We start from the raw sequence: 11,473 nt of genomic DNA, 5'->3' as shown, positions 1-11,473 counted from the left end.
CACACTATATAGGCGATAACGCAGCATAAATGCCAAACATGCGCTGCCCTTCGGGTTCTGCCTAGGGGCGATAAACTCTTTGTTGCTCGGTTTTTACTTATTCTTACAGGGATGTAAGTCATTAGAATAACGCAGGAGCAGTTATCGAGCCCACTAGGTTACAAACCTCGCGCCGCGATTAAATCGCCCCTAGATTGAACAAATTTCAATCCGTAAAGTTCAACACGCCCTAACCTAAATAGCGCTTGGCTTTATTTTCTTTTACGTTTTGTAAATCTACCAGCACTAACCCATCAATACAGTTGTTAAAGTCGGGGTCGATACTAAAGCTTAAAAACTTTACGCCGCCAGGCTTGCACAGCTCAGTATATTGCTTAAATAGCGTAGGAACTTGTGCCCCCATATTGGCCAGTACATGTTTTAATTCTACAAAGTCTTCTTTTACATCGTTGCCACTAAAAACAGTTTCACACTGAGTGAGTTGTTGCTCGCTTAATTTAAACTCGTTATTGGGGGTGGCGAGGTGTTGCTCTGATTTATAATAATGTTGATAGTAATGCACGAGCATGGCTTTTGCCTGTTCAGGCAAGGCGTTAGAAACGCTCACCGCGCCAAATAAGTAACGATATTGCGGGTAGTTTTTAATAAATGCGCCAATACCGTACCATAAGTAGTCTAAGCTTTTACGCCCCCAATATTTAGGTTGCACAAAGCTGCGGCCAAGTTCTATACCTTGCTCTAAATACGGTTTCATTGCTTGTGTGTAACTAAATAAACTATCGGTGTATAAGCCTTCTCGGCCATGTTTCTCTATTATTTCCTTTGCACAAGCAAGGCGATATGCACCCACTAATTCTAGCTGCGTAGGATCCCATAGCACTAAGTGTTGATAATCCATATCATATTTGTCGATGTCGCGGCGTTTTCCGCTGCCTTCACCTACCGCTCTAAAGGCAATTTCTCTCAGTCGTCCAAGCTCTCTAAACACTGGAGAGCTACCAGTGTACTGGTATAAATGAATATGCATGCCATCTTGTGTTTTACCTAATAACTGACAACTCTCTATGGCTTTTTTAAGCTCTTTGCGGCACTCAGGTATTGCAATAGGGGTTTGGGTTTTAAGAGGAAGGGGCTTTTTAGTGGTAAGGCGATAAAGTTGTTTGCGAATGAGATTAACGATTTCTTTATCTTTTAAGTTTTCGATTAAATATGACTCAGGCGGAATGGAAGCACCAATTTCAAACTCTAATGACTTTTGTCGCTGCTTAAACATTTCTTTTACTAATAATAAGCTCGCAAGTGGTTTGTAAATCATTGAGGTGCCATAAAAAAGCGGGCTGTTTTTGGCCTTTATATAAATAGGTAAAACAGGGCTGTTTGCTTTTTTAGCCATGCGTAAAAAGCCACTGTTCCACTTGCAATCTTTAATACCGGTAGGGCTTAAACGCGAGACCTCTCCCGCAGGAAAAATAAGTAACGCACCTTCATCTTTTAAGTGTCTTTGTATATTACTTAATTCTTGTTTTTTACTGGTTCCCGATAAATTATCTACTGGCAACAGCAATGAATGCATAGGGGTGACCGACATTAGCATGCGATTGGCAACCACTTTTAAATCTTGCCTAACGCTGGAAAGTACTTTTATCAGCGCAAGTGCGTCGAGCGAGCCAATGGGATGGTTAGCCACAATAACCAACTTACCTTCGCTGGGTATGTTTTCAATTTGTTTTGGTTTGTAGCGGGTATCAAAGTCAAGCTCATCAAGCACTTGTTCAACAAACTCTAGCCCTTGTAAATGGGGGTAAGCATCGCCAAAGGCGACAAATTCTTGTTCATGTAATAAGTAGCCTAGCCCCTTTTTAACTAAACCTTTTACTTTAGGGGAGTTCTCTAATTGTGGTAAGTTTGCTGCTATTACTTTATCAACGCTTATCATATTAACCTCATTTACAATTTGGCCTATTCACCATCCTGTTTAGAGTAAAAAAAGGGTGTGACATTTACTTTGCAGTTGTGTGACTTTTTAAAGAGCACATAACGAGCTGCTCAGTTGTTTATTAGTGTAGATAAAATTTATTTAATAAAATTAGGAGCTTCTATGTCGGTATTAGTAGCCATTACCGGGCGAGATAATACAAAGCTAATTGCAAAGCTAAAAGAGCTATTACCCAATGAAGAGATAATGCAATGGCCAGAGTGTAAAAAGCTCAACAATGTAGAGTTTGTATTAGCCTGGAATGCACCAGATGATTTGTGGCAGCAATTACCTAACTTAAAAGCGGTGTCATCGTTTGGGGCGGGTGTAGATAGTATTAATATGTCTTTATTGCCTAAAGAGGTAGACGTGGTTCGCATTGTTGATACTGAGCTTGCTCAAGATATGGCAGAGTACGTGCTAGGCCATGTACTTGCGCACAAGCTGCGTTTAAAAGAGTATTTTGTTAAGCAATCACAATGCAATTATAAACCTAAGCGCGCATATAAATTTAATCACGTGGGTATTTTAGGGTTTGGTGAGCTAGGTAAAGCGTGCGCCAAAAAACTAACCCTGAATGGCTTTACGGTAAGCGCTTGGTCAAAAACTGAAAAAAGCGATGAGCAGGTGCGTCTATATTCTCAGCAGCAAGGCCTTAATGAAATGCTGCCTACAATTGACTACTTGGTATGCCTACTGCCGCTAACAAAAGATACTAAGGGTATTATTAATGCCGATTTATTAGCTAAGTTACCGGCCCATGCCTGTGTAATTAACGTTGCCAGAGGAGAGCACCTAGTAGAGCAAGATTTAATAAACGCACTTAACAGTGAAATGTTAAGGGCTGCCACGCTCGATGTATTTACCCAAGAGCCGCTACCGCACGACCACCCATTTTGGCATAACGCTAAAATAACGATTACACCACACTGCGCCGCGTTATCTGATTTAAATAGCGTAACAGCGCAAATTGCAGAAAATATTAATCGCCTAAAAAGCGGCCTTACATTAAATAATCGGGTTAATAGAACAAAAGGTTATTAATAGATAGCAAAACAGTTTAACAAACAGCTTGTTAACATTTGTAATTTTAATTATTGTGAAGTTTAGTCACTAAAATAAAAATAATAAGAGTAACGTATGAAATCAAGTCAAGGCGGAGTAAAACTAAGTTTAGTAGTGGTTTCTATTATAGTGCTAGGCGTGTCTGCTTGGTTTAACCAAGCAAGTGCCGATCAAGTGCCACAAAGCAAAAGTTCACAAACTTCACAAAGTGAATAAGTGCACTTGTAGACACATTATAAAAAGTGGGCTCTATTAATTTGTTTTTGGCTTAATAAAGCCAGATCATTAAAGAGTACCCACTTTTCATTAGGCCATTTAATTACTAAAGTGCGCTTCGTTACTGGTATTTAGTAAAATAAGTTAATTAGTACCGTTTAGCATGGATCTCTCGGTTTTCATGCTTTTTCTCATCACTTTTTTTAAGTAACACATATGTTGCGCCACTGCCACCATGGTGCTTTAAAGCGGTATGATACGCTAATACCTCGGGTAGAGCCTGTAGCCACTTATTAACATAGCTCTTTAGTATACCGGGCTTAGCTTTATTTTTTATACCAATGCCATGGCGAACTAATACAACGCGAATGTTTCGCTGGTGGCAATCAGTAATAAAGTTAAATAATGTTGTGCGTGCGTTTTTAAGTAATTGGCCATGCAAATCTAATGTGGCATCAACTTGGTATTTAGCTAAGCGTAAGTTTTTAAATACTGCGCTTTGTACGCCATCTTTTTTAAAACTGAGTAATGCATGCGGGTCTAAAAGCTCTACATGCTCAGATTGTAAGTAATTTTCGTCATTTGCAAGGCTAAGCTCGGCAGCTTTGCGTTTTTCTTGTTGGGCAAGAGTGGCACTGGGATTACTTGCAAGGGGAGTTACAGTATCGTGGTTTATAGGTTTTACATCTTCCATAGAAGATAAAAATAAATCGAAATCAGATAAAGACATAGTAAGACCTAAATGAGGATTAATACGAGATAAATCTTATCTTAGTTCAATCTGTTCCCCAAGCCTTTTAATTTTTTCAAATAAAAAAGCCCAGCAAGGCTGGGCTATAAAATATTCTAAGGAGAAATGTTAACTCTGCGTTACATTAAATTGTCCAAACGTATATACTTTGAACAAGTAAAATGTATTGATCAACACTAAACTCATATTCGAAATAACACTCGACGACATTAAATCCAAGCTAAAAGACAAAAATAACAGACCACATGCACTAATCGCTGCAACACGCAGTATTGTTATGTGGTTAATAAAGAATGCACCTAAACCTAGTGCAAGTAATACAGTGTTTAAAAGCCAATCTAGCTCGTTTAGCATGGTCGTTTCAATAGTTCAGTTGTTGAAAAAAGGAGCGCCATTATGTTGATCTTTTGCACACCTTTCAACCAAGTAATTTTAAATTTTCAGATTAGTTTTTTTAATGCTAAATGTAGCTAGCTAGTGCTGCAAAAAAGCCATTATTTTTTATTAGTTGGTACTTTTGACAGCTTTGCGGCGCCTTCATATCTGCGCATAAATAAAGGGCATTGCGCTTCTCGTCTAGCTGCGGGTGTAAGTTTGAATCAAGTAATGTACGGCCATACCCAAAGACCCCAGGCCAATAAATACTTTCGCTCACTAACCCTAATTTTTTATAGGTGAGCAAAGTAGGTTTTGGAAAAATAATGGCTACGGCAAAAATGATAGCCAGCGTAATAAGTAACCCTTTTTTAGATTTTACAGGCTGCTCTGCTGGGGTTGATGTTGGGTTAGCTGAAGATTGCGGTGCTGTTTGCGGCCTATTGCGGGGCTTTTTTACAGTTTTTTTTCTTTTTTGTGGTGTTTTACCAAGCAATGATTGTTTTTTTGTGTTGTTTGACATAAAGCAAATCTGGCCTTTTGAGCGTAGGTCTCTATAATAAAATGATTAAATATCTAGTTATATAATAACTTATACAATGCTTTTAGCCTACGAGGAAGATACATGGATACGCAGCTATCAATTTTAATAGTAGATGATGTTAGCACAGTGCGTAGTTTTTTGAGCCAAACGCTCATGCACTTAGGAATAGAAAACGTTAAAGAGGCTTCAACGGCTAAACAATGCATTAGCGAGTGCCAAGCAGCTAATTACAATATGATTTTTTTAGATATTGAACTGCCTGACGGCGATGGTAAAGAGTTAATCGCGCAAATTAATGATATTAACCCTGAAACTAATGTGGTGATGGTGTCGGCCCATTCAGCAGTAGAAAATGTTAAAGAAGCCATTGATAAAGGTGCTAAAGGATTTGTGGTTAAGCCATTTACGCCTAAAAAAATTGCGGCCATGTTGAAAAAGTTTTATCCCGATTTGGAAAACGTTTAACCAGCTTTAATAGTAATGCGTTAAATTAGCTTAAAGTTTAGCGGATTGCTAAATACCAAATTTTAGATATAAAAAAACCGGCCTAGGCCGGTTTTTTAATCATAAAACAAATTATAGCGCTTTAATTTTAGCTGCTAAACGGCTCTTATGACGAGCTGCTTTGTTTTTATGAATTAGACCCTTAGTTGCGTAACGGTCTAGGATAGGTGTAGCAACAGAGAAAGCTTGCTGTGCAGCTTCTTTATCGCCAGCTTCAATAGCAGCGGTTACTTTTTTGAAGTAAGTACGCATCATTGAACGACGGCTTGCGTTGTGCTGACGGTTTTTTTCGCTAGTGATAGCGCGTTTTTTTGCAGACTTGATGTTAGCCAAGGTTTGCTCCTAACAATCTTAAATAAAGCTTAAATTAAAGGCCGTGGAATATGCCTGTTTTTATCATGAATGTCAATTTAAATTTAACAACTCAAGAAAAACTGCTCCTTATAACGAACATCAATTTGCCGCTTTAGCAGTTAATATCGCTATTGTAACAAAGCACAGACGCCCAGCCTAGTGCTTTAAAGCGATTTATAAAAAAGACTGTGGCATAATTGCGCTAACTAAAGGTTTTTAAGTAGGTTTAAGGTGTCAAAAGGATTATTTCGCTCCGGTATGATTGTAAGTTGTATGACAATGATATCGCGTATTTTAGGGTTAGTACGAGACGCTGTCGTTGCAAACTTATTAGGTGCTAGTGCAGCTGCTGATGTTTTTTTGTTTGCTAACCGTATTCCCAATTTTTTACGCCGACTATTTGCTGAGGGGGCCTTTGCTCAGGCATTTGTGCCTGTACTTAGCGAAATTAAAGAACACCATGGCGATGATAAAGTTAAGTTATTTGTAGCACAGGCTGCCGGTACGCTGGGCACTATTTTGCTTTGCGTGACTATTTTTGGCGTTATTGCCTCGCCTGTTATTGCCGCGTTATTTGGTACTGGCTGGTTTATAGATTGGTGGCAAGGTGGCCCCAATGCAGAAAAGTTTGTGCTGGCAAGCTCCTTATTAAAGTTAACTTTTCCGTATTTGTTATTTGTTAGTTTGGTAGCACTTAGCGGTGCGGTAATGAATGTGTATAACCGCTTTGCAGTGGCTGCTTTTACGCCCGTATTACTTAATGTTTCAATTATTACCTGCGCCATTTTATTGCACGACAAATTTAGCGTGGGGGCGTATGCGTTAGCCATTGGTGTATTTGTGGGCGGGGTGGTGCAATTGTTGTTTCAGTTACCATTTTTATACCGAGCAAAAATGCTGGCTCGTCCTCGCTGGGCGTGGCAAGACGAGAACGTTAAAAAAGTGCGTAAGCTTATGCTACCGGCATTATTTGGTGTTTCAATAAGCCAAATTAACCTACTGCTCGACACCATGATTGCCTCGCTATTAATGACGGGCTCTATCGCATGGCTTTATTACTCCGATAGGTTAATTGAGTTTCCACTTGGTTTATTTGGTATTGGTATTGCCACTGTTATTTTACCCGCACTTTCTAAATTGCATAGCAGTAAAAAGCTCAGTGATTTTCAGCATACGTTAGATTGGGGTGTGCGTTTTGTGATTTTTTTAGGCATACCCGCCATGGTTGGTTTAATGGTTATAAGCCCGCTTATCATTACTGTGTTATTTGATCACGGTGCATTTAAAGACGCTGATGTTGATCATGTTAAAGCGGTAAGCTTAGGGGTGGTTGCCTACTCGGTAGGGTTAGTTAGCTTTATGCTTATTAAAGTATTAGCGCCGGGTTTTTACTCGCGCCAAGATACCAAAACACCTGTGCGCATTGGTATTATTACGCTGGTGCTTAATATGGTATTTAATATTATGTTAGCCCCGTTTATAGGATATTTAGGGCTTGCTTTAGCAACGTCTATGTCGGCCAGCTGCAATGCTTTTTTACTTTACAGGCAACTTAAAAAAGAAAACGTGTATCAGTTTTCTGCAATGAGCCTGCGCTTTAGCGTAAAGTGCATAGTAGCAAGCTTGGTAATGGGCGCTTTAACGTGGTACGTCAGCAGCCTTTATTATTGGGCTACATGGCATTTTTATGAGCAAGTAATGTTGTTAATTGTATTGCTAGTGATTGCTGCAATAAGTTACTTTGCGGTGCTGTTTTTACTTGGTGTAAGACTAAATACGATAAAAAGTGTAGCAACTACTGAATCAAACTAAAAAAAAGATTATAATCGGCAGCCCTGTGGTTTTGAACGATTTTAAAGTCGTTAATAATACTCGCTGAAAAAGGCATTAGGTGGCATGGAGTTAATTAGAGGTATACACAATATTCGAGCGCAACATTATGGTTGTGTGTTGACTATTGGTAATTTTGACGGTGTGCATTTAGGCCATGGCGAAGTATTAAAAGGGCTGTTAACAGATGCCAAAGCACATAACTTACCCAGTACTGTGATGTTATTTGAGCCGCAGCCGCAAGAGTTTTTTGCTAAAAACAATGCGCCAGCTCGACTTACTCGGTTACGCGACAAACTCAGATTACTAAGTAACTTAGGTATTGAGCGGGTTATTTGTATTAGCTTTAACCAACAATTTGCCAATATGCACGCTGAGCAATTTGTTAGTGATATTTTAATTAAAAAGCTAGGCGTTAAAGCACTCACAGTAGGTGATGATTTTAAATTTGGTAAACAGCGCCAAGGGAATTTTAATTTACTGCTCAGTATGGGCAAACAAGCGGGCATGGATGTAAAAAGCACCGCGAGTTTTCGCCAATTAAATGCTAGAGTAAGCAGCACACTAATACGTGAAGCATTAGCCGCAGGCGACTTAGAAAATGCTAAGTTAATGCTAGGGCATAATTATGCTATTTCAGGGCGTGTAATACATGGTTGGAAAAGAGGGCGAGAGCTTGGTTTTCGAACTGCAAATATAGCGCTTAAACGCCAAGTTTGCCCTGTAAATGGGGTGTTTGCCGTAAAAGCAAACATTGCCGGAAAACACGTTTATGGGGTAGCCAATATTGGTAACAAGCCCACTTTTAATGGAACTCGTGCTTTGTTAGAAGTTCATCTTTTTGACTTTGCACAAGATATATATGGACAGTTTATGCACGTGGAGTTAATAAAAAAACTTCGCGATGAGAAAAAATTCGAGACATTAACACAGTTAACGGCACAAATTGCAACCGATGTTGCCGCCGCAAAACAGTGTTTTGGTTTAAATTAGGTAGCCGATAGATACGGAAAGTAGGATTAATGAGCGACTACAAACATACTTTGAATTTACCGGAAACACAGTTTCCAATGCGTGGCAATTTGGCACAACGTGAACCAAAAATGCTTAAAGCATGGTATGAAGACGACCTGTACGGTCAAATTCGCAGCGCTAAAAAAGGTAAAAAGACCTTTATTTTGCATGACGGCCCTCCGTATGCAAACGGCGATATCCATTTAGGCCACTCAGTAAATAAAATTTTAAAAGACATAATTGTTAAGTCTAAAACTTTATCTGACTTTGATGCACCTTATGTGCCTGGTTGGGACTGTCATGGTTTGCCAATTGAGTTAATGGTTGAGAAAAAAGTAGGCAAGCCAGGCGTTAAAGTAACCGCGAGCGAGTTTCGTGAAAAATGCCGTGCTTACGCTAAAAAGCAAGTTGAAGGTCAAAAAGTAGACTTTAAACGTTTAGGTGTGTTTGGCGATTGGGACAAACCTTACTTAACAATGAACTATGACTTTGAAGCAAACGCTATTCGCGTGCTTAGTCGTATTATTAAAAATGGCCACCTTCATAAAGGTGCAAAGCCTGTGCATTGGTGTACAGACTGTGGCTCTGCATTAGCAGAGGCCGAAGTAGAGTACCAAGATAAGCAATCTCCAGCGATTGACGTACGTTTTACATTTGCAGATCAAGACGCAGTTGTTAACGCCTTTGATTTAGCCGATGGCCATAAAGGCCAAGGCAGTGTAGGTACTGTTATTTGGACTACAACACCGTGGACCTTACCCGCTAACCGTGCGGTAGCAGTGCATGCAGATTTAGAGTACGCCTTAGTACAAGTAGATGATGAAGGCTCACAGCAACGTTTAATTTTAGGCTCAGAGCTTGTTAAAGATGCAATGGACCGTTATGGCTTTAATCATTTCCACGTACTAGGTTATGTTAAAGGTGCAGCACTTGAAAACTTACACGTTGCTCACCCATTTTACGATTTTGATGTACCGGTAATTGTAGCTGACCATGTTACTACTGACTCAGGTACGGGTGTGGTACATACCGCGCCAGGCCATGGTCAAGAAGATTTCGCGGCAGGCTTAAATTACAATCTTGAAGTAGCAAACCCTGTGGGCGCGAATGGCGTTTACCTGCCTGATACAGAATTATTTGCTGGTCAGCATGTATTTAAAGCAAATGCCAGTGTAATTGACGTACTAACAGAGCGCGGTGCTTTAATGCATCATCATGCGCTTACGCATAGCTACCCGCATTGTTGGCGCCACAAAACGCCTATTATTTTCCGTGCTACACCGCAGTGGTTTGTAAGCATGGATCAGGCTAACTTACGTCAAGACTCGTTAAGCGAAATTAAAAACACCCAATGGTTGCCAGAGTGGGGCGAAAGCCGCATTGCGAACATGGTTGAAGGTCGCCCAGATTGGTGTATTTCACGCCAACGTACTTGGGGTGTGCCAATTGCTTTATTTGTTGATAAAGACACTGGTGCTTTACACCCAAATACGCAAGCGCTTATTGAGCAAGCTGCAGAGCTGGTAGAAAAATCAGGCATTCAAGCATGGTATGACCTAGAGCCTGCCACCTTGTTAGGCGAAGAAGATGCCAAGCAATACATGAAAGTACAAGATACGTTAGATGTATGGTTTGATTCGGGCGTAACACATGCGTGTGTTGTTGATGCACGTGAAGAGTTAGTTGGCCCAGCCGATTTATACCTAGAAGGTTCTGATCAGCACCGTGGTTGGTTTATGTCATCAATGATGACCTCAGTTGCTATTAACGGTCACGCACCTTACAAGCAAGTACTAACGCACGGCTTTACCGTAGATGAAAACGGCCGCAAAATGTCAAAATCGTTAGGCAACGTTATTTCACCACAAAACGTGATGAATAAACTTGGCGCTGACATTTTACGTTTATGGGTAGCTTCTACCGATTACACCGCCGAAATGACGGTATCGGATGAAATATTTAAACGCTCTGCAGATCGTTACCGCCGTATTCGTAACACTAGCCGTTACTTGTTAGCTAACTTAAGTGGTTTTGATCCAAAAACAGACCAAGTTGCTGTTGATGATATGGTTGAGCTTGATAAGTGGATTGTTGGCCGTGCAGCCCAATTACAAGAAGAAATTTTAGCAGCTTACGATAGCTACCAAATGCTATTAGTAACGCAAAAGCTAATGAACTTCTGTACAGGTGAGCTTGGTTCGTTCTACTTAGATGTAATTAAAGACCGCCAGTACACAGCAAAAAGCGACAGTCATGCACGTCGTTCTTGTCAAACTGCGCTTTATCATATTGCTGAAGCAATGACTCGTTGGATGGCGCCAATTATGAGTTTTACAGCTCAAGAAATTTGGGAAGCACTACCGGGCGAGCGTAGCGATTACGTATTTACATCGGTATGGTACGACGGTTTACATGCACCGACAAACAGCCAATTTAGCAACGATGACTGGCAAGCGATTCTAAATGTACGTGACGAAGTAAACCGCGTACTAGAAGCAGCCCGAAAAGAAGAAGTGATTGGTGCAACATTACAAGCAAGCGTTAACTTATACGCCGAAAAAGCACTGGCTGATAAGTTAGCAGCATTAGGTGATGAACTGCGTTTTGTATTACTAACGTCTGCGGTCACTGTATCTGCAGTAGATAGCCAGCCAAGTGATACACAAACAACCGAAATTGAAGGTTTGTACATTAGCGTAGCAGCCACAGATGCAACTAAATGTGAGCGTTGTTGGCATTACAGCGATGATGTAGGTTCAGAGCCTGCACACCCTGAAATTTGTGGTCGTTGTGTAAGCAATGTTGACGGCGAAGGTGAAAAGCGTCAATTCGCTTAGGAGCTTTA

At 40.4% G+C, this 11,473-nt stretch carries 11 protein-coding genes; 6 read left to right on the top strand and 5 right to left on the bottom strand.

Translation table 11 applies throughout. The features are described from left to right. Positions 1 to 229: 229 nt before the first annotated feature. Complete coding sequence (olsF, locus tag CWB60_RS17100) at positions 230 to 1,936, bottom strand: bifunctional ornithine lipid synthase OlsF (protein WP_138579983.1); 1,707 nt, start codon at positions 1,934 to 1,936, stop codon at positions 230 to 232. Positions 1,937 to 2,098: 162 nt separating this feature from the next. On the opposite strand from olsF, the gene CWB60_RS17095 reads away from it, so the two are divergent. Continuing rightward, a complete protein-coding gene (locus CWB60_RS17095; protein ID WP_138579984.1) occupies positions 2,099 to 3,019 on the top strand; it encodes a 2-hydroxyacid dehydrogenase in 921 nt (306 codons plus the stop codon). A gap of 96 nt (positions 3,020 to 3,115) precedes the next feature. Beyond that, the gene (locus tag CWB60_RS20770) at positions 3,116 to 3,256 is read left to right on the top strand and encodes a hypothetical protein (protein ID WP_024032281.1); all 141 of its coding nucleotides are present in this window, start codon (positions 3,116 to 3,118) and stop codon (positions 3,254 to 3,256) included. 148 nt (positions 3,257 to 3,404) lie between these two features. Here the strand turns inward: CWB60_RS20770 and smrA are convergent, their stop codons facing one another. The 3 genes from smrA to CWB60_RS17080 form a co-directional block, all read right to left on the bottom strand. Then, positions 3,405 to 3,986: a DNA endonuclease SmrA gene (smrA, locus tag CWB60_RS17090; protein WP_138579985.1), complete on the bottom strand. Its 582-nt coding sequence runs from the start codon at positions 3,984 to 3,986 to the stop codon at positions 3,405 to 3,407. Between the two features lie 129 nt (positions 3,987 to 4,115). Next, positions 4,116 to 4,361, bottom strand: coding sequence for a hypothetical protein (locus tag CWB60_RS21020; RefSeq protein ID WP_083901815.1), 246 nt, complete (start codon positions 4,359 to 4,361; stop codon positions 4,116 to 4,118). A 106-nt stretch (positions 4,362 to 4,467) separates the two neighbouring features. Beyond that, entirely contained in the window at positions 4,468 to 4,905 is a 438-nt protein-coding gene (locus CWB60_RS17080; protein ID WP_138579986.1) for a hypothetical protein, read from the bottom strand. A 102-nt stretch (positions 4,906 to 5,007) separates the two neighbouring features. Here CWB60_RS17080 and CWB60_RS17075 point away from each other — a divergent pair, with 102 nt between their 5' ends. Further along, positions 5,008 to 5,391 (top strand): response regulator, encoded by a 384-nt coding sequence (locus CWB60_RS17075; protein WP_004588354.1) that lies wholly within the window; start codon positions 5,008 to 5,010, stop codon positions 5,389 to 5,391. 111 nt (positions 5,392 to 5,502) lie between these two features. Here CWB60_RS17075 and rpsT read toward each other — a convergent pair whose 3' ends face one another. Then, positions 5,503 to 5,763, bottom strand: coding sequence for a 30S ribosomal protein S20 (rpsT, locus tag CWB60_RS17070; RefSeq protein WP_004588355.1), 261 nt, complete (start codon positions 5,761 to 5,763; stop codon positions 5,503 to 5,505). Positions 5,764 to 6,057: 294 nt separating this feature from the next. On the opposite strand from rpsT, the gene murJ reads away from it, so the two are divergent. The 3 genes from murJ to ileS all read left to right on the top strand — a co-directional run bounded on the left by murJ (position 6,058) and on the right by ileS (position 11,465). Then, positions 6,058 to 7,596, top strand: a complete 1,539-nt coding sequence (murJ, locus tag CWB60_RS17065; RefSeq protein WP_443197872.1) for a murein biosynthesis integral membrane protein MurJ — start codon at positions 6,058 to 6,060, stop codon at positions 7,594 to 7,596. A gap of 84 nt (positions 7,597 to 7,680) precedes the next feature. Next, positions 7,681 to 8,607 (top strand): bifunctional riboflavin kinase/FAD synthetase, encoded by a 927-nt coding sequence (gene ribF, locus CWB60_RS17060; protein ID WP_024032277.1) that lies wholly within the window; start codon positions 7,681 to 7,683, stop codon positions 8,605 to 8,607. A 29-nt stretch (positions 8,608 to 8,636) separates the two neighbouring features. Further along, positions 8,637 to 11,465: an isoleucine--tRNA ligase gene (gene ileS, locus CWB60_RS17055; RefSeq protein WP_138579987.1), complete on the top strand. Its 2,829-nt coding sequence runs from the start codon at positions 8,637 to 8,639 to the stop codon at positions 11,463 to 11,465. Positions 11,466 to 11,473: the final 8 nt, after the last annotated feature.

It is taken from the genome of Pseudoalteromonas sp. S327, assembly GCF_005886415.1.
In the GTDB taxonomy this organism is placed as follows: Bacteria; Pseudomonadota; Gammaproteobacteria; order Enterobacterales; family Alteromonadaceae; genus Pseudoalteromonas; species Pseudoalteromonas atlantica.
This window is presented reverse-complemented; position numbering and strand designations above follow the sequence as displayed.